This is a genomic window from Wolbachia endosymbiont (group A) of Lypha dubia, from assembly GCF_964028575.1.
Taxonomy (GTDB): domain Bacteria; phylum Pseudomonadota; class Alphaproteobacteria; order Rickettsiales; family Anaplasmataceae; genus Wolbachia; species Wolbachia pipientis.
Map to the genome: position 1 here is coordinate 292,002 of NZ_OZ034796.1, position 18,270 is coordinate 310,271.

Here is an 18,270-nt window from a genome sequence, read left to right on the forward strand (position 1 = left end):
GTTGCATATTTATGATTTGGAGATAAGAATGTCAGTATATCGATACTTTAGAAGGTACGTTGAATATGGAGTTGTACCTGCTAAGAAAGCAGAAGATAACACACTATAGTATTTTCTAAAATGAATGATAAATTTCCATTATGGTATTACCAACCAAAAGTTGTAAGTCTGTATATTTATGCATTAAAGGTCTGAGGCGGCTTTTGATGGTATTCCAACAATGCTCTATAGGGTTCAAATCTGGTGAATATGTTGGTAGATAGAGCAAACGGCATCTAGCATTATCTATTAACTCCTTTGTTTTGGGAGTTTTATGGAATGTGGCATTGTCCATAACTATTGTAGTACCATGTGGCAATTTAGGTAATAACATCTTCTCTAACCATGTATTGAATACCTCTTTGTCACACCCACCTTTGAAAGTCATTGGTGCAATAAATCTCTTTCCAATCCACCCGCCTATTATACTGATTCTCTCTCGTTTTCTTCCTGGAATATCTGCATAAATTTTCTTTCCTATTGGAGCACGTCCATACTCTCGGTATAACCTATTATCAACTCCTGCTTCATCTATATATAAGATGCTGGAATGGTCTATTTTTGAGATTTTATCGGTAAATCGCTGCCTATCTTCTTGATTGCGCTCTTGATATAGTGTAACTTTTTTTTAAAGTAATTCTTAGCTGTTTCAGCCTATACCAAATTGAATTTATTCCAAATCCAAGATTTTGTTTCATCTCTGCCAGCGTATGATCTGGATTCTTTTTAACATATTCTTCGAGTATTTTTGGGTCTATTTTTCGAATAAAGCTGCCGTTTTTCGATGGCCTTAGGCTTTCACCAGCGGCTTTCTTTCTTAACCAGCGGTACAGAGTTGCTATTCCTATCTCCAAAAGCTCTGCCACCTCAACCTTTGACTTCCCTTTTTCTATCATCGATACTGCCCTTTCCCTTAAATCCACACTATACGCCATTATAACTCAAATAGCTTATTATACCTTTATCATTTACTTTGGGAAGTACTATAGTTCCAGAAAATAGTTTCTATAAATCTGTACGTTACGTTGATAATGTGCTAGGACCTGTGAAAGATGTAATTTGTGGAGTTGAGAGTAAAGACAATTATAACAAGTATTATCAAGATAATGATAAATGTGAATACGTGGGCCACAGAGCAGAGGGAGTGTATTCATTGTGTACACTGGGTGCTGTTTTAGCAGCCAACATAATATTGCAACCTTTATTTTTGATAGTGGCATGTTTGTCATACTTTCCAGTCAAGTTATTGTCAAAAATAACAGGGGACTATTGTTTTAAAACGGATACAAAATCATTCGTTAATTATTCAAACATATTTTTAGAAATGGGGCAAGATTGTGCTAATGCAGTAGCTAGAGTATTTAACAAGATTGTAAGTTATGCTTGCGCTGCTATCATTTGGGCTGCCGCGTCAATCATAACGCCACTTGTGTGGGCTTGTGACAAAGTGCAAAGTAAGTTGAGTGAAGTACAGAAGCCAGAAAAACATCAATTTTTATCTAAGGATAATTCAAAGACTACTTCAGTCAATGGTATACCACAAACTGAGTTATAAGTTCTGCTTTTCAGCAGCATGAACTATATTGAAATGGAATAAAAAGTGAAAGAGTGTAAGCTTAAGTTACTTTAGCTATACTATATAAATTATTTTATAATATATTTAATGAGTTGTGAACCTTCTCTTACTAAAAAAAGCTACAAATCTCATATTTCCAAGCGTATGCGTAAGTTGCGAATGTATCATTGATGAAAATCTTAATCTGTGTAGTGAATGCAACAAAAAAATCAATTTTCTAACTAAGCATTACTGCAATGTTTGTGGCGTAGTAATCTCAGACAATATTTATACGTGTGGTAAGTGCATCATCAATCCTCCACCGTTTAAAGTATTAAGATCAGTTTTTGCTTATGATCAACATAGTAGAAACATGATTATAAATTTCAAATTTTTTGATAATTTGAATTACGTAAAAATCTATGCAAAGTGGATACACCAAGCTAATCAGGATACATTTCAGAACGCAGAGATCATAATTCCTATACCGTTACATAAAATGCGCTTGTTTAAACGTAAATATAATCAAGCAGCACTGCTTGCAAAAGAATTGAGTAAGTTGTCCAATTTATCCTATACGCCATTTGCAATAAAACGCCTTCGCCATACTGCGCCTCAAGCTGGTCTTTCACTTAAACAGCGTGAAAAAAATTTAAAGAAGGCTTTTAAAACAAGCAACAAGAAAATTATCGAAAATAAAATCGTGATATTAGTTGATGATGTGGTAACAACCGGAGCAACTGTAAGATCTTGCTCTCAGGAAATTTTAAACTCCGGTGCAAAAGAAGTGAGAGTGCTATCACTTGCAAGAACGGTGAATGATTGGACCTCTTGCATAAAAAATTAGCAGTCAGTATCATCCAAGTAGCTTGACTACTTGGATCTATTTTTTTCTAGATTCCAGCGCCAGCGTCACGCACATAGCTGTACGAACATTGTTTGCCAAGGAGGGTGTCATCCCAGTGCTTGACACTGGGATGGCTTTGTTGCATCGCTCTTCGGATAGTAGGTAACGCACAATAAATTTATGAAGCTATCTCAAATTTAGCCATGCCTATTTCAGTAAATTTGTTAAGCAAATAACATTTGAGTAGCAGTTCCCTCTCACGATTCATTTCAGATTTGTTCCTAAAACTAAATCCAAATGTCTTTTTTAATCGCGAGAAAAAACCTTCTATATAAGATCTTTTTCCATAACTCATCTCTTTTTTCCACTTCTTTATACCATCTTCATCATATGACTTTATGAGCTTGACTGCAGAATTTCTCTCAGCCATATAGTCTAACTTTGGATGCTCTGCTGCGTTGTTTTTCGGAGGAATTTTCGTTTTTATACCATATTGATTACACAGCTTATAGAGCTTTTCTCTGTCATATGCCCTATCTGCATATAGTACTTTTATGACATACTGAAAATCGACTTCTTTTAGCAAATCACAAGCTCCATAGTGATCAGCCGTTACTGTATTTTACAGCTATGGCTTTTTTGCTGTTTGTATTCAACATTACATGCAATTTTCTTGTCTGTTCATAGCTGCGATACTTTCTATCTTCGCTATTTTCTTTGCTATGACCAGGAGTGTTGTTGTATATACTAATTCCTGTACTGTCTATAGCAATTTCGATATCTTCCATATTATTTTCTGCAATCATTGATCTTAATATTGAGTTTCTTAAACCTTCTTGATGATTGTGAATAGCTGATAACTTGCAAATTTTTCCCAATTTGCTCAAGGTATCCTGCTATAAACCCAACTGTTTGCCTCAGGCCTATTCTAAATAAACAAGTTATTATGTGCACCAAAATTACAACTTTATCGCTATAAATATTGTTGCCACCTGGTATTTTTGGACCATTCTCGTACCACTTTTCTATGGCTTCGTTGATATAATGAAAAATATTTCCTCTTTTTTCTAGAAATTTGTTATATTCGCTATGGTTACTGACCCTCATTTTTTGTGGCATATTTTTTCTTCAACAGTTAAATCGCTATTTATAATGAATTTTGTCAGTAATCACTAATTTTTCTGCTGCTATGCAACAAAGCCCACTGGGATCCAGGAAAGTTTGCTTGTGAGCAAGCAAACTAGTATAGAAAGTGGTTACAACATTTTCGATGAGATTATATGGAAAACTGGATCCCAGTGTCAGCTACTCGGATGACAGGAGAGGGGACTGGGATAGCAAGAGAAGAATTCTGGAACGACAAACCTCAAAAAAAACTTATGTAAAATCTAGCATTAACGAAAATTATACTTTTTTCATGCATGCTATGGTTTTTATAATTAACGGAGAGTGTGATATGGCGTTAGGTGATCAATTGAATGCTAAGACAGAACAAGAGCTCATAGACGACGGTGCTTTTATAAATGCTTTAGTAGAAAAGCTCGCAGCAGGTGTTGGTAATAGTGGTGTTTATACTAAAACTGCTGCAAATACTGCATTTGTTAAAACTGATGGTTCCAATATTTCAACTCAAGCAGATAAAGGAAAAGCTTTAGCAGATGCAATACTTGCTGTACAAGATAACAATAAAAAATCAGCTCTAGTGGATAAATTAGGAGGATTTCTTGATGCTGCCGATGCAGTGTATGGTGCTAGTAGCAATCAAGCAGCAAAAGCTTTCTTAGCTGATAAATATCCTTTTGTTAAAACTGCAGATCTTGGAGCAAAAGTTGCAGAAAAAGCTGTCGTGGATGTTCTAGTTCCTGCTCTTGCAACAGTTGGTACTGATGATACTAAGAAGGTTTATACTAAATCAGTAGCAGATACTGCGTTTGCTAAAATCGATGCTTCCAACCTTACAGAGGCAGCAAACAAAAAAGCTTTCGCGGAAGCTATACTTCCTGCAGAAGATAACAAAAAATCAATTTTAGTAAATAAACTTGGGGAAGCTTTGGACAGGGTTAAAAATGATGCTAACGATAAAGTGTATGGTACAGACCTTGCTAATTTAAAGATAGCAAAAGATTTCTTAGCTGATAAATATCCTTTTGTTAAAACTGCAGATCTTGGAACAAAAGTTGCAGAAAAAGCTGTCGTGGATGTTCTAGTTCCTGCTCTTGCAACAGTTGGTACTGATGATACTAAGAAGGTTTATACTAAATCAGTAGCAGATACTGCGTTTGCTAAAATCGATGCTTCCAACCTTACAGATGCAGCAAACAAGAAAGCTTTCGCGGAAGCTATACTTCCTGCACAAGACGGCGACAAATCAATTTTAGTGGATAAATTGGGGGACGCCATAGCTAGCACAGATAAAGCAGAGTATAATGTTGGAACTGAACAAACAGCAAAACAGTTCTTAAACAGTAGAGGGCTAATTCCATCAGAGGATGCAATATTTACTAGACTCACAAGCAATGACAATTTCAAAACAAGCGTTGCAATGAATGTCAATGCTAGTGATACAGGATTTCAAAATGCTGTAAGGGAAGTAATGTCACAACCGCGATTTGAGATTCCAGGCGAAGCAGATGTTCCAATTTCTGCGGATTGGTAATTCAGCGCTAGATCCAAGTAGTCACGCTACTTGGATGACGTCATACGGTCCTCGGATGACGAAAAAAAGGACTCGGATAACACCCTACAATGTCATTCCAGCGCGTGACGCTGGAATCCAGGTCTTTTTAGCTATCATAGGATGACAGAAGCAGACCCTCCACTTTGTCATTCCAGTACCCTCTTCTTGTCATGAAAGTAGCTGACACTGGTCTCCATCCAAGAGGGTGTCATCCGAGTAGCTGACACTGGTTTACTTTATGATGATGTCATGCAAGTAGCTTTCCATCCAAAAGGGTGTCATCCCAGTGCCTTGACTACTTGGATCCAGAAAAAAGAATGGTGTCATGAAAGTAGCCTCCTTCTCCTGTCATCCCAGTGCCTATTTCTTTGTCATCCCAGTGCCTTGACTACTTGGATCCAGGAAAGTTTGCTTGTGAGCAAGCAAACTAGCATAGAAAGTGGTTACAACATTTTCGATGAGATTATATGGAAAACTGGATCCCAGTGTCAAGCACTGGGATGATATCATCCTTCTACGTCATACCGCGATTCATTCGCGGTATCTCTAGATCCCGCTAACACGTAGCGGGATGACGGTTGTCAGGGTGTCATGCAAGTAGCTGACTACTTGGATCTGGTAGACTCAAATCACAATGCCCGTAAAGCTGCGACCCTAGAGCTACTATCTCTCACCCACTGCAAATATTGCACGGTACTATCCACTTGATCATCGTGTCGAGTTTCAGGAAACATTAAAGTCTCATACTCAAAATCGTTCAGCCATACTGCTTGGTGCGGCAGAAAAACCTTGCCAGACTCTATAATCGGAACAATTTGATAAAATCGAGTGAGTTTGTCATCATGTGGTACTATTTCGATAATTGGTAAATCACTGTTTGTCTTTAGCTCTTGCACCAATTGCTGACCACTTGTTTTTGCTTCGATTAAAATTGCGTGCGGTGTCCATCTTGCAGCTAGTGACAGAACTTGCTCTTTAAGCTTTGGATACTCAAGCTTTGCGCGATATACATCGAGTAAATAGAATTTATTGCCCACTTTTGTCCAGGTGGTGCAGACGCTAAAGTTGCTCATGTTGCTTGTTGAAACTGCAGTGTCCCAGCTTTGAGTTACATGCGAGAGATTGTCAGGAAAATTTCTATAGCGCTTCAGCCACTCTCGTTTAATTATACCACTTGAAAGTGGCAGAGGGTTTTGTTGATATTGTGCAGCAAAAGCGTAACTTCCAAGTTCAACCTTTATCATCTCAACTTCTTCTTTTCCTCCATCGAGGGGATATAGCAACTGACCTTCTTCTCTTGAGTATAATATTACGGGTGGTGTCATTCTAGCACTTGATGCTGTAATCCAGCTTTTGTACTCATTTGTAGTTACTCGGGTGACAGGAACAAGAAAAGGAGGCGCTGGCTTTTTGATTGAATAGATAATCTCCTTATTTTCAGATATCATCGGTAAACAAGTATGGTTCCATATGTTTTTCGGTTTGGAGAGAAGGTGCCCGGTTAAATCTTCTTGATGTAGCCTGTGCATCACAAGAACAATTACTCCTTTTTTTCTATTGTTGAGCCTGGCTACTAAAGTCTGGTCAAACCAATTTGTAGCACGCTTTCTAAACGTTTCACTCAAAGCTTGGGCGGGACTCAGTGGATCATCCACGATGATGAAATCACCACCTTCACCTGTTAACGTCCCTCCAACTGACGTTGCGATTCTGTATCCTCTCTGCACTGTTTGAAATTTGTATTTGGTATTCTGATCTTTGGATAGTTCTACCTCTGGAAACAGCTCTCTATACCAACTAGACTGCATTATGCATCTTGTATCGAGCGAGTGCTTTTCGCTAAGCAGCCGAGAGTAGCTTGCAACTATTATTCTTGCAGTTGGCTGATTTCCCAGTATCCATGCGGGCCACGCAACACTAGCGCACAGGGACTTCATTGAACGCGGAGGCATATTGAATATTATTCGCCTCATTTTGCCAACATTTGCCGCTTCAAGTCTGTCTGCTATGACTTTTATATACTGATAATCATTATACTCACACCCCGGCACCACCGTTTGAAAGCACAGTTCAATGAATTTTAGAAAGTTCATGATATAATGTTGAAACCAACGCGTGACGCTGGGATGACAAAAAAAGGAGCACTGAAGGCTATAGGTGAGACGTTGCGGTATCTCTAGATCCCGCTAACAAGCAGCGGGATGACGAATTACTTAACCATCATCTACACCGTCATACCGCGATTCATTCGCGGTATCTCTTAACATAGATCCCCTACTATACCTTAACATAGATCCCGCTAACAAGCAGCGGGATGACGAATTACTATGCCGCCGCGAACCGTCATACTGCTGCGGTATCTCAGCCGCTAATAAGTAGCGGGATGACGGTTGTTGTTTAGCTATAAATATTAAGAAATTTACCAAATAAAAAAAAGGCAAAAGAAGCCCCGTGGTTGGCTAATTACTTACATTATACTTTCAAGTATGGCGTTTTTTTATTCTAAACGCTTAATAACCGCGATTTAGCTGCTTTTTAATGCAACTAACCTTTAGTCATAAATGTTTAAGAAATTTACTAAACAGAAAAAAAGGCAAAAGAAACCCTAGGGTAGCTAATTATTCACTATCCATTTTTTAAGTTGGCGTTTTTTGATGTTTTAAATGCTTTATAAGCGTATTTCAGCTTATATTAGGTAAAAACCTAGAAATTTTATAAAGACATAAGGTGCACATAGTGCAAAAAATTAAACATGGGACGCCAGATACGTGAGTTTTTTTGTCATTTAATCTGTACAGAGAAGATAAATAAATAGCTTCAGTTTCATGATAAGGGGACTGGCAAGGCTTGTCAAGCAAGTTTTTTGCAATATCAGGGGATAATTTCGACCATAAATCCCTATCAATAAATTTTAACAAAAATACTTCAGTGCATTTTCAAATATAAGCATTCCATCGCCATATTTTGGCACAGCAACACCTAAACGCTTGCTCTTTTCTTTTTCAAGGGGCCAATTATCTTGCTGGGTAAAAAATATTCCCCTTTCTGGATGGGGCATTAAAGCTAGCACTCTTCCACTTTTATCTGATAAAGCTGCTAGGTCGTATGTAGATCCATTCGGATTGTAAGGAAATTGTAGGTTAGCATAGTTGCCATTTTTATCAATGTAACGTAATGCGGTGGAATTGCTCTCAATCAATTGGTTCAAAATATCTTGATCCATAAAAAATTTGCCTTCCCCATGAGCAATAGGGAGATATAGTTCACTCAGACCCCGTAGCCAAACAGAATTACTCTTTGAATTAACTCTCACTCTAATCCAACGGCATTGATAATTGCCTATATCATTATGGATTAAAGCTAAATTAGAGAATTCTGGAATTAACTTTACTAATATCTGACAACCATTACATATTCCTATAATCAGCTTGTCCTGAGATAAAAACTCTTGAAACTCATCCAACAAGTTGTTTTTAATACGTAAAGCAAACGCATTACCAGCACCAGTGTCATCACCATAGGAAAAACCCCCTGGAATTGCAAGTATATTGCTTAATTTCAGTTCACCTGGATTATTTATGATATCGTTAATGTGAACGATTTTTACTTCAACATTACCAATACCAAGTTTTCTGCTGCATTCCATAAATGCAAATGCAGTTTCTTTTTCGCAATTTAAGCCATAACCAGATAGGACTGTGATTTTCATGAATTGCTAAAAATTAAAAAATTCGAATTTCCTTTTTACAAAATTTGCTACTAAATTTAACGCAAATAACACCAATAATAAAGCTATAATTGCGATAGCAGCAAGTTCAACAAATGCAATTTCAGGATTGCTTGACCATATGTATATTTGCACAGGTAGAACAGTCGCCGGATCGAAAAAGGACGTAGGTGTATCAGCAATAAATGCCACCATACCCATCATAAGTAAAGGAGAAGATTCACCTAAAATCCTTGCAATTGCAAGCACAGTACCATGTATTATTCTTGGTAACGCAATCGGTAAAGAGTGATCTAATATCACCTTGATGTGAGGTGCACCGAGCGCAAACGCTGCATCTTTTATCGTAATAGGAACATTCGCAAAGGCATTTTTTGTTGCAATTATAATATTAGGTAACATCATAAATGAAAGAGTCATTCCACCAACAAGTGGTGAAGAGCGTGGTAGCCCAAATATGCCAAGATAGAGAGTTAAGCCTACTACACCAAATATTATTGAAGGCACTGCAGCAAGATTATTTATGCTAATTTCTACAATATTAGTCATTAGCCTATTTTTAGGCATAAATTCGTAAAGACAGATGCCCGACATAATTCCTATTGGTAATGCTAATGCTAGGCACACTATAATTGTCATTAATGAACCGATAAACGCTCCTAAAATCCCTGCATTTTCAGGTTCACGAGAGTCAGATTTAAGGAATAAAGACTTATTAAAAAATTTTTTCACTCTCCTCTTTTCTTTTAGCCAATCAAGTAATTTAGCATAACGATCATTCAAATATTTATCTTTATTTATTGAATTAATTATACTTGACGCGGTAAACCAGATCTCATATTCACCACTATCTTTTACTTTCTTACGAAAAAATTTCTCTAGTTCTTTGTAAGAATTACGACTTAAAATTTCGTCACCGTCTTTAAAATCAGTTCCTCCAAACACCTTACGTAAAGAATCGTTGAGTAAGCCAATGGACTTATACCGCAAATCACTAGGATTACTCGCCAAAGCAAGATCAGCATTTATTTCAACTGGCAATAAAATTTTCGTTACTGTTAAGGCACTGTAAGAGTTAACTAATATACTCAACAATATACACACAGGACAGCCAAGTGAGATAACTAGTGCCGTGAAAGAACAAAAGCGTAGCGCTCTGTTCTTTTTATTTTTCCTTTTTATACGAGCATGTACACGCCTTGACTGAAGTAATTTAAGGAATTTTTTCTTTATACTCATTTACTTTTCTTTACACGAGGATTTGAAAAAACTTTCCCCTTTTTTGTCATGCAAGTAGCTGACACTGGGATCCAGCAGGCTTTGCCTGCAAATAATTTTTACATTTTCCATGAAAGCACAAACCAAAAGGAGAATAATGAATGCTGGATCCCAGTGTCGGAGCACTGGGATGACACCACAGCGGGAGGCAAACACAATGTTCGTACAGTTGTGTGTCACGCACTGGGATGACAAGAGAGAGTTCTGAGATGACACAATTGACATCACTCCCTATTGTATCTACTTAGATTTCTTTTTAACATAAGTAGTACGCTCTTTGATCCTTGCAGCTTTTCCAAATAGTTTGCACAGATAATACAGTTTTGCTCTACGAACCTTTCCTTTTCTTGTCACTTGCACTGAAACCAGTGCAGGAGAATAAACAAAAAACTGAGACACTATACTTTCTCCATGGCTCACTTTTCTGACTGCAAAAGAAGAATGTAACCCGCGGTTCCTTTTTGATATACATACACCTTCAAATATCTGTATACGTTCACTTGTACCGTCAACTACTTTAAAAGTGACCTTCAAATCATCGCCAGGACGAAATTCTGGTATTTCTTTAGCTAACACTTGCATTTGCTGTTCGTTAAATTTTTTAAGTAAATTTGTCATTTATCTCTCCACTCAATAATTCAGGCCTACGCTTTTTTGTTATAACATGAGACTGCTTCTGCCTCCAATCACTTATTTTTTTGTGATTGCCAGATAACAAAACCTCAGGTACTTTATATCCCTTCCACTGCTCAGGTCTAGTATATTGAGGATATTCAAGTACACCACCACCATAATTAAAACTTTCTTCAGTAATACTATCGGTATTATTTACTACACCTGGAAGAAGTCTAATGCATGCATCAAGAACCACCATTGCAGCTGGCTCACCTCCTGAAAGTATATAATCTCCAATACTTAACTCATAAGGAGTATACGCATCAATTATCCTTTGGTCAATACCTTCAAATCGACCACACAATATTGTTATATGAGGAAACTCTAATAATTCTCTGGCAATATTCTGATTAAACTTAGTTCCAGATGGAGTCATGTAAATAAACTTAGTGTTTTTATGAACAGAGAGCATACTATCTACTGCATCACCAACTACATCAGAACGCATAACCATTCCTGCTCCACCTCCATATGGAACATCATCCACAGTTGAATGTTTATCTTTCGCAAAAGAACGAATATTTATTACTTCAAGGTTCCATATTTTTTTTTCTAACGCTTTTCCGGCAAGAGAATAGTTCAAAAACCCCGGGAACATTTCTGGGAATATGGTTAATATTGTAACATTGAATGCCATTAAGGTTTATTTTAAGTTATTTGGGGCTATACTCTAAGAATAGTAAATTGATATAATATATAGTTAAATTAAACATGTCACTGAATAAAACGATATACGAAGGTAAAGCGAAAGCCATTATTGAAACTGAAGACTTATCAATTGTCATACAGCACTTTAAAGATGATATTACAGCATTCAATAAGGAAAAATATGAAATAATCGATGGTAAAGGAATAATTAATAATCATATTAGTGCTTTTATCATGGAAAAGCTTGAGAAAGCAGAAATTAGCACACACTTTATAAAAACTCTAAACGAAAGAGAACAGCTAGTCAAAAAACTCAAGATAATACCTCTTGAGGTAGTAGTTAGAAATGTCGCAGCTGGCAGCTTTTGCAAACGTTTTAATATCAAAGAAGGTGAGAGGCTTGCATCTCCTATAATCGATTTTTTTTACAAAAATGATGACCTAGCCGACCCAATGGTAAGTGAAAATCACATACTGTATTTTGATTGGCTATCTAGCAAAGAAATGGATGAAGTTAAAACTACAACTTTAAAAATCAACGAAATATTAGTTCACCTATTTTCAAATGCAAGTATATATTTAGTTGATCTCAAGTTAGAATTTGGCAGATTAATAAATGACAGTACTAAAATCGTTTTAGCTGATGAAATTAGCCCTGATAACTGCAGATTATGGGATAAAAATACTTATAAAAAGCTAGACAAAGATGTCTTTCGTTTGAATTTAGGAGATTTAAAGGAAGCATACCTAGAAGTTGCAAAAAGACTGTCAGTAAAGTTAGGTTAACTAAATACTACTCTATCAAGTGGAGGGTTACATGCCTCATCAAGTTTTCCAATAATTTCAATTTTTTCTCCACGTTTTTGGAAATGATTTTTCACGTTTTGCATATTCTCAGAACTTACGATCAATACCATACCAATACCACAATTAAATGTTTTTAGCATTTCTTTCTTCTCTATTTTACCCTCCTTTGTTAGCCATAAAAATATATCTGGCCATTTCCAGGAATTAATGTCTATGTTTGCAAATAAGTTTTTTGGAAGAATTCGCGGAATATTGTCTACCAAACCACCACCCGTGATGTGCGCAATACCTTTTACTTGTGACATGATAGGCAGCAAAGAATCAACATATATTTTTGTTGGTTCAAGTAGTATTTCACTCCAAGATTTATTATTCCATAGAGATGTATCGTTATAATTTATACCTAAGCTTTTGAAAACATGGCGCACTAAAGAAAACCCATTTGAGTGAATTCCACTTGACTCTAAGCCAACTATATAATCACCTGCTTTCATCATACTACAGTTTGGAAGAATTTGCTTTCGATCAACTACACCAACCACAAACCCTGCAAGGTCATAGTGATTATTACCATACATTCCAGGCATTTCTGCAGTTTCCCCACCAACCAATGCTATTTTAGCTTGCTTGCACCCCTCTGCAATGCCCTTAACCACAGATAATAAAACATCTTTGGTTAAAACGCCTGTTGCAAAGTAATCAAGGAAAAACAAAGGCGTTGCTCCTTGTGCAAGTAAGTCATTTACACACATTGCAACTAAATCTATACCTATAGTATCATGTTTATTCACTTCTTGAGCTATCAACAGTTTCGTACCTACTCCATCAGTTGAGGAAACGAGTACTGGATGGTCATACTTCTTACTTAGTGCAGCAAAATCAAATAACGCAGAAAATGAACCTATTTCGCTGATTACTTCTTCTCTAGTAGTTTCTTGAGCAATAGGCTTGACTTCTTTTATTAACTTATTATATAGTTCAATATCTATTCCTGATCTGGTATAAGTATTCATAATCCTTTTATAAATTTTAAAATTGTTAATACTATATTAATGCCTTGATATAAAAAGTGCAACGAAACTTTCTCTTAATTGACTATTATATACTTACCAATATAGGGTAACTTAAATCATTTATAATTATCCAATGAACGAAAATACCAAAAACATACTGTTAATAACGGAACTGCTATCAGGACGGCTGCTTCATGACTTTGCTAACTCTATGAATGGAATAACGTTTGGCGTAGAAGAGCTTGAAGTAATAGATAAGAATGATGCTGATGCGCAGAAGGAAGCGTTGTTGTTTCTTAAAGAAAGCTCCGATGATTTAATATATAAACATAAAGTTATGAAGCAGGCATATTCTTCTTCAATGGATAATTATAGCTTTGATAAGACCAAATCTAATATCGAAAATTATTTATTAAAAAAAAAGTAAAGCTTACGTGGAAAATAGACGCATACTCTGCAAAAAATAAGGAAGATTTAATTGAAAAGATAAATAAGATAATTTCTAATATGGTGCTAACTATAGCCAGTGCAGTGGCGGAAGTTGAACTAGTATCTGTTTTACTGAGTCAAACAGAAGATAAAATGCTATTAACTATAAAAATTCTAAATGAACACAAACCAATAAGCAAATCATTAGTAGACAAATTAATCAAAAAAAATGACACTAATTTAAATACAAAAGATATTAATATCTATATGACCTCTTTATTATTAGAGTACTATAACACTGAAATGCATTATACTTGCGAAAATAATTTGCTGGAAATAGGTTTAACTATAACTTGAGTTGCATATTTGGTTATTACAACTTTTTCTTCGTGTCAAGGCATTCCCCGACAAGGGGTACCAAATCTAATTTTTGTAATCACTTAAGTCTAGTACTATTTTATTAATGTAGCGCTCATTTGCATCTTTGATGATAAACTTCATACCATTTTTATATTTAATGACTTCATCTACAGAAGGTACTTTACCAGCAATCGAAAGAATCAAACCACCAAGTGTAACATAGTCTTCTTCAGGGTCACGTAATTCTATTTTTAGATCCTCTTCTATATCTTTTATAAGAGCCCTTGCTGATACTTCAAACTTATTTTGAGACAATTCAGTAATGGTATATTCTGAATTTATTTCGTTTTCACTATCAATGTTTGGTATTAGTTCCTCTATAAGATCAGTCATTGAAATTAAACCATCAGTTCCACCATATTCATCCAATACGATAGCTAAGCATGATTTAGAAGAGTTCATCCTAACAAAAAGATTAGTTGTCTTCATCGAGGGTGGAACAAATATTACGCTTTGTATAATATGTTTCAGATTAAAATTTTTATCCCTATTAAAAATAACATCTTTTACATAAAAAAAGCCTATTACGTTATCAAAGTTATTTTTATAAATTGGTATTTTAGTGTGGCAAGTGTTTTTTATCTTCTTTATTATTTCACGCTCGCTTGACTCAATGTCTACTGCGCATATCTCTGTACGTGGAGTCATTATATCCATTATACCACAATCGCGGAATTTTAATAGACCATTAAATATATCAAGGTCTGGCAGATCTTTCATTAATGCCTCAGTCGCACACTTTTTCAACACAGAAGCTTTTTTGAAAAGGAAGAGAAAAATTCTATATGCTATTTTTTCTACTAAGGTTCTTTTTTTACTCAATTTATTCCCTGTAATGGCAAAAACGTTTTCAGATTAGATTTATCAAGAAAACTGTTATTAAATGTTTAATAAGCATGTGAATAATGTCAAATTAATTTGTGAATTATTTGTTGATATAAAATACCAACAATTGATCAACAACTTTTTCAACAACATATACATAGTTGTGTAACAATGCATGATGGTAAAGTATTTTCCATAAAAGAAAATTACTAACACTCTAAACACCTTACTTATACACATAAATCATAACAGAAAATCAATAATATACGAAAGTTACTCACATATTTATCCACAAGTTGAACAACGCCAATTTTTACTGAATTTTAAGTTAGTAACAAGTTATTGATAGAACTATTATTATTACTATACTTTAATATACAAAAGAATAAATAGAATAGATTGGAAAGCGGCAAAACAACAATAGCGAAAATTATTAAGAGAAATAAGCCGGGTGGAAGAGTGCCTATCTGGCTAATGCGTCAGGCTGGCAGGTCTCTTCCTGAGTACCGCAAAGCAGTAGAAAATATGAATAATTTTATGGAGATATGCTGCAACACAGATTTAGTGACAGAATTGACGTTACAGCCGGTGACAAGATTTGACATGGATGCGGCGATAATTTTTTCAGACATTTTAATAATAGCTGATGTTTTGGGTTGTGACGTGAATTTCGTACGCGGTGTAGGTCCAATAATAAAACCCGTGGAAAGTCCTAAGGAATTGAAGGGTCCACAAGAAATTGAAACTAAAACCTTACCAATTCTAAACGCTATAAAAAAAGTCAGAAGCCAATTACCAAAAGAAAAATCTCTCATAGGATTTGCTGGTGGACCATGGACAGTAGCCTCATACATCATAGAAGGTGGGAGCAGCAAAACTTTTTCCAAAGTATTAAATTTTTATCCTTCGTGTTTGAAGGAAATAATTGAACGAATAACGGAAGTAACGATTATTTATCTAATTAAACAGATAGAATTTGGAGCAGATGTTATTCAGCTATTTGACAGTAATGCTGGTGCGTTATCGGAACCATTGTTTAAAGAATATGTTATCGAACCAACAAAGAGAATTATCTTGGCAATAAAGGATAGATTTTCTGATTTTCCAATAATAGGTTTTCCAAGGTCTGCTGGAAATCTTTATAAAGATTACTGCGAACAAACAGGTGTATCTGCAGTAAGTATAGATTATAATGTTCCAATAAAATGGGCGAAAGCGAATCTAAACATCCCTCTACAAGGAAACCTTGATCCTAATCTTTTAGCCTATAATAAAACGGAAGCAATCAAAGAAGCAAAACGTATAATAGATTGCTTTAGAGATTTACCCTTCATATTTAATCTCGGACATGGAGTACTCCCTGATACTCCAGTTGAAAATATTGCTGCGTTGGTAAACCTGGTAAAAAGCTACTAATACAATACACAAAATTCTAGCTTTTTTGTTGTACGGGGTTTATCATTTGAATTTAGCTTCAGTAAGATATGTCAGACCTTGCAAAAAGAATGTCCCTAATAAAACCATCACCTACGATTGCTGTAACTGATAAGGCAAATAAGTTGAAAAATGAAGGAAAAAAGATCTGTGTTTTAGCTGCAGGAGAACCGGATTTTGATACTCCAGATCATATAAAAAAAGCAGCTATTCAAGCAATAAGTGAAGGTAAGACTAAATATACTGCTGTTGATGGAACGCGTGAGCTGAAAGAAGCAATAATTAATAAGTTAAGAAAGGATAATAACCTCGAGTACACGCTTAACCAAATCTGTGTTGGTACAGGTGCTAAGCAGGTGTTATTCAATTTGTTCATGGCAACAATTAACTCTGGAGATGAAGTTATTATTCCAGCTCCTTATTGGGTTTCATATGTTGATATGGTAAGTCTTTTTGGCGGCTTGCCAGTTGTAGTAGAATGCAAACAAAATTTTAAACTGACAGCGGAATTATTGAAAAGCAGGATAACTAAAAAAACTAAATGGTTAATTCTTAACTCACCGAACAACCCTGCAGGAGCTGTGTACACATGTGATGAATTGAAAGACATAGCACAAATATTGCTTGAATATCCACATATGAATGTCGTTACAGATGATATTTATGAGCATATAATATACGACGAAAAGTTTTTTACTATCGCTCAGGTTGAGCCGAAGCTTTATGATAGAGTTTTTGTAGTCAATGGAGTATCAAAAGCCTATGCAATGACAGGCTGGAGAATAGGGTATATTGCAGGTAGAAGTGATGTGGTAAAAGCTATCTCTACGCTGCAGTCTCAAAGCACTTCTAATCCAAATTCGATAGCACAAGCAGCAGCAGCAGCAGCATTAAACGGTGATCATAGTTTTTTGAAAGAAAGAACAAGGATTTTTAAGAGTCGTAGAGATTTTATGGTGAAAGAGCTAAATTCTGCCCCGGGATTATCAGCGTCTGTTCCACAAGGTGCGTTTTATTTATTTGTCTCATGTGAAGGATTGCTCAGTAAAAGCACAAAAAGTGATAAGATAATAAATAATGATTTAGATTTTACTGAATACTTACTGGGAGATCATTTGGTTGCTGTGGTTCCAGGAATTGCATTTGGTCTAGAAAATTTTATCAGAATTTCTTATGCAACCTCTCAGGAACAATTAGAAATTGGATGTGATAGTATTACTAAAGCGTGCCAGGAGTTAAAATGAAATAGACTATCCATAAGTTGTATATTTTGCCATACTTCGCCAAGGTTATTTTGAATGTTCTAACTTGTGTTTTTCTATGGAAGGCATTTTTATTGATTGAGCAAGTGTCTTTCTAATATTGAATTCCTCATTTTTTTCATTTTGTTGCAGTAAGTTAATGTTATTTATTTTATTTACTAAATCTTTCCCCTTTTCCAGAGTCTTTAAATCACTTTCGTTAATGTGATGTTCATTGTAAAATTCTGCAACAATTTCTTTTCTTTTCGGATAAGTATTTAAAAATTCCGACACCTGATGTTTAGTAACAGCTTGAATAAATTTCTTATTAAATCTTGAATCGTTATATAGATCTTCTAAATTTTCATCGTAGTGTTTTGCTTCATTTACAGCAAGCTTTATTATCTCTTCTATACCACTTAGAAGTTTCCTATACAATTTGTCGTATCTATTGCCTAGCACGTGTGTAGCGAATGTTTGTTCAATGTATTTTGTTATGTAATTTTGCAGCGTATTATCTATCGTGCTTATATTCATCAGCCTGCTTTAATATTATATTAACTATTTTACACATAAAAAGGTTAATATTGAATTAATAGAATACTTCTGAAGTCAAATTTTACTGAAAATTATGGTATTTAAGATATAATTGTCA

Annotated in this window: 24 protein-coding genes; 10 read left to right on the forward strand and 14 right to left on the reverse strand. The window is 35.4% G+C overall.

Features of this window, described 5'->3' with window-relative positions; all coding sequences use genetic code 11:
• Window positions 1-115: 115 nt before the first annotated feature.
• Window positions 116-607, reverse strand: coding sequence for an IS630 family transposase (locus ABWU72_RS01530; RefSeq protein ID WP_155968340.1), 492 nt, complete (start codon window positions 605-607; stop codon window positions 116-118).
• 19 nt (window positions 608-626) lie between these two features.
• Window positions 627-974: an IS630 transposase-related protein gene (locus tag ABWU72_RS01535; RefSeq protein ID WP_155968342.1), complete on the reverse strand. Its 348-nt coding sequence runs from the start codon at window positions 972-974 to the stop codon at window positions 627-629.
• 38 nt (window positions 975-1,012) lie between these two features.
• Between ABWU72_RS01535 and ABWU72_RS01540 the strand changes: the two genes are divergently transcribed.
• Both ABWU72_RS01540 and ABWU72_RS01545 read left to right on the forward strand, forming a co-directional pair.
• A complete protein-coding gene (locus tag ABWU72_RS01540) occupies window positions 1,013-1,594 on the forward strand; it encodes a hypothetical protein (RefSeq protein WP_353283816.1) in 582 nt (193 codons plus the stop codon).
• A 115-nt stretch (window positions 1,595-1,709) separates the two neighbouring features.
• A complete protein-coding gene (locus ABWU72_RS01545; protein WP_155969427.1) occupies window positions 1,710-2,441 on the forward strand; it encodes a ComF family protein in 732 nt (243 codons plus the stop codon).
• 36 nt (window positions 2,442-2,477) lie between these two features.
• On the opposite strand, the gene ABWU72_RS01550 is transcribed toward ABWU72_RS01545, so the two are convergent.
• From ABWU72_RS01550 to ABWU72_RS01565, 4 genes are read right to left on the reverse strand one after another with little or no spacing between them, the layout of a single operon-like run.
• Window positions 2,478-2,612, reverse strand: coding sequence for a hypothetical protein (locus ABWU72_RS01550; protein WP_256437791.1), 135 nt, complete (start codon window positions 2,610-2,612; stop codon window positions 2,478-2,480).
• 7 nt (window positions 2,613-2,619) lie between these two features.
• Window positions 2,620-3,027: a transposase gene (locus tag ABWU72_RS01555; protein WP_051062209.1), complete on the reverse strand. Its 408-nt coding sequence runs from the start codon at window positions 3,025-3,027 to the stop codon at window positions 2,620-2,622.
• A 19-nt stretch (window positions 3,028-3,046) separates the two neighbouring features.
• Window positions 3,047-3,229 carry a transposase gene (locus ABWU72_RS01560; protein ID WP_167347183.1) on the reverse strand — a complete coding sequence of 61 codons (183 nt, stop codon included), beginning with the start codon at window positions 3,227-3,229 and terminating at the stop codon, window positions 3,047-3,049.
• Between the two features lies 1 nt (window position 3,230).
• Window positions 3,231-3,560 carry a transposase gene (locus tag ABWU72_RS01565; RefSeq protein WP_007548762.1) on the reverse strand — a complete coding sequence of 110 codons (330 nt, stop codon included), beginning with the start codon at window positions 3,558-3,560 and terminating at the stop codon, window positions 3,231-3,233.
• Between the two features lie 133 nt (window positions 3,561-3,693).
• Between ABWU72_RS01565 and ABWU72_RS01570 the strand changes: the two genes are divergently transcribed.
• Window positions 3,694-5,097 carry a hypothetical protein gene (locus tag ABWU72_RS01570; RefSeq protein ID WP_353283817.1) on the forward strand — a complete coding sequence of 468 codons (1,404 nt, stop codon included), beginning with the start codon at window positions 3,694-3,696 and terminating at the stop codon, window positions 5,095-5,097.
• A gap of 270 nt (window positions 5,098-5,367) precedes the next feature.
• Entirely contained in the window at window positions 5,368-5,622 is a 255-nt protein-coding gene (locus tag ABWU72_RS01575; RefSeq protein ID WP_155969423.1) for a hypothetical protein, read from the forward strand.
• Window positions 5,623-5,747: 125 nt separating this feature from the next.
• Here the strand turns inward: ABWU72_RS01575 and terL are convergent, their stop codons facing one another.
• From terL to pstA, 3 genes are all read right to left on the reverse strand, one after another.
• Window positions 5,748-7,211, reverse strand: a complete 1,464-nt coding sequence (gene terL / locus ABWU72_RS01580) for a phage terminase large subunit (RefSeq protein WP_155968932.1) — start codon at window positions 7,209-7,211, stop codon at window positions 5,748-5,750.
• An 818-nt stretch (window positions 7,212-8,029) separates the two neighbouring features.
• Window positions 8,030-8,827, reverse strand: a complete 798-nt coding sequence (locus ABWU72_RS01585; RefSeq protein WP_353283818.1) for a phosphoribosylformylglycinamidine synthase subunit PurQ — start codon at window positions 8,825-8,827, stop codon at window positions 8,030-8,032.
• 6 nt (window positions 8,828-8,833) lie between these two features.
• A complete protein-coding gene (pstA, locus tag ABWU72_RS01590) occupies window positions 8,834-10,084 on the reverse strand; it encodes a phosphate ABC transporter permease PstA (RefSeq protein WP_007549491.1) in 1,251 nt (416 codons plus the stop codon).
• Window positions 10,085-10,132: 48 nt separating this feature from the next.
• Here pstA and ABWU72_RS01595 point away from each other — a divergent pair, with 48 nt between their 5' ends.
• Window positions 10,133-10,315: a hypothetical protein gene (locus ABWU72_RS01595; RefSeq protein ID WP_010962989.1), complete on the forward strand. Its 183-nt coding sequence runs from the start codon at window positions 10,133-10,135 to the stop codon at window positions 10,313-10,315.
• Window positions 10,316-10,363: 48 nt separating this feature from the next.
• Here ABWU72_RS01595 and rplS read toward each other — a convergent pair whose 3' ends face one another.
• Both rplS and trmD read right to left on the reverse strand, forming a co-directional pair.
• On the reverse strand, window positions 10,364-10,741 hold the full coding sequence (rplS, locus tag ABWU72_RS01600; protein ID WP_006279489.1) for a 50S ribosomal protein L19: 378 nt from the start codon (window positions 10,739-10,741) through the stop codon (window positions 10,364-10,366).
• On the reverse strand, window positions 10,725-11,435 hold the full coding sequence (trmD, locus tag ABWU72_RS01605) for a tRNA (guanosine(37)-N1)-methyltransferase TrmD (RefSeq protein WP_007549279.1): 711 nt from the start codon (window positions 11,433-11,435) through the stop codon (window positions 10,725-10,727). Before trmD ends, rplS begins: the two co-directional genes overlap by 17 nt.
• Before the next feature lie 74 nt (window positions 11,436-11,509).
• On the opposite strand from trmD, the gene purC reads away from it, so the two are divergent.
• Window positions 11,510-12,232 carry a phosphoribosylaminoimidazolesuccinocarboxamide synthase gene (gene purC, locus ABWU72_RS01610; RefSeq protein ID WP_155969369.1) on the forward strand — a complete coding sequence of 241 codons (723 nt, stop codon included), beginning with the start codon at window positions 11,510-11,512 and terminating at the stop codon, window positions 12,230-12,232.
• On the opposite strand, the gene purM is transcribed toward purC, so the two are convergent.
• Window positions 12,229-13,266 (reverse strand): phosphoribosylformylglycinamidine cyclo-ligase, encoded by a 1,038-nt coding sequence (gene purM / locus ABWU72_RS01615; protein ID WP_007549277.1) that lies wholly within the window; start codon window positions 13,264-13,266, stop codon window positions 12,229-12,231. The genes purC and purM overlap by 4 nt on opposite strands.
• A gap of 133 nt (window positions 13,267-13,399) precedes the next feature.
• Here purM and ABWU72_RS01620 point away from each other — a divergent pair, with 133 nt between their 5' ends.
• Both ABWU72_RS01620 and ABWU72_RS01625 read left to right on the forward strand, forming a co-directional pair.
• On the forward strand, window positions 13,400-13,693 hold the full coding sequence (locus ABWU72_RS01620; protein ID WP_006280049.1) for a hypothetical protein: 294 nt from the start codon (window positions 13,400-13,402) through the stop codon (window positions 13,691-13,693).
• Window positions 13,694-13,707: 14 nt separating this feature from the next.
• Window positions 13,708-14,052 carry a hypothetical protein gene (locus ABWU72_RS01625; RefSeq protein WP_233395610.1) on the forward strand — a complete coding sequence of 115 codons (345 nt, stop codon included), beginning with the start codon at window positions 13,708-13,710 and terminating at the stop codon, window positions 14,050-14,052.
• Between the two features lie 66 nt (window positions 14,053-14,118).
• Here the strand turns inward: ABWU72_RS01625 and ABWU72_RS01630 are convergent, their stop codons facing one another.
• On the reverse strand, window positions 14,119-14,937 hold the full coding sequence (locus ABWU72_RS01630) for a transporter associated domain-containing protein (RefSeq protein ID WP_353283819.1): 819 nt from the start codon (window positions 14,935-14,937) through the stop codon (window positions 14,119-14,121).
• A 402-nt stretch (window positions 14,938-15,339) separates the two neighbouring features.
• Here ABWU72_RS01630 and hemE point away from each other — a divergent pair, with 402 nt between their 5' ends.
• Both hemE and ABWU72_RS01640 read left to right on the forward strand, forming a co-directional pair.
• The gene (gene hemE, locus ABWU72_RS01635; protein ID WP_353283820.1) at window positions 15,340-16,356 is read left to right on the forward strand and encodes a uroporphyrinogen decarboxylase; all 1,017 of its coding nucleotides are present in this window, start codon (window positions 15,340-15,342) and stop codon (window positions 16,354-16,356) included.
• Between the two features lie 68 nt (window positions 16,357-16,424).
• On the forward strand, window positions 16,425-17,618 hold the full coding sequence (locus ABWU72_RS01640; protein WP_353283821.1) for a pyridoxal phosphate-dependent aminotransferase: 1,194 nt from the start codon (window positions 16,425-16,427) through the stop codon (window positions 17,616-17,618).
• Between the two features lie 45 nt (window positions 17,619-17,663).
• Here ABWU72_RS01640 and ABWU72_RS01645 read toward each other — a convergent pair whose 3' ends face one another.
• Window positions 17,664-18,152: a hypothetical protein gene (locus tag ABWU72_RS01645; RefSeq protein ID WP_353283822.1), complete on the reverse strand. Its 489-nt coding sequence runs from the start codon at window positions 18,150-18,152 to the stop codon at window positions 17,664-17,666.
• Window positions 18,153-18,270: the final 118 nt, after the last annotated feature.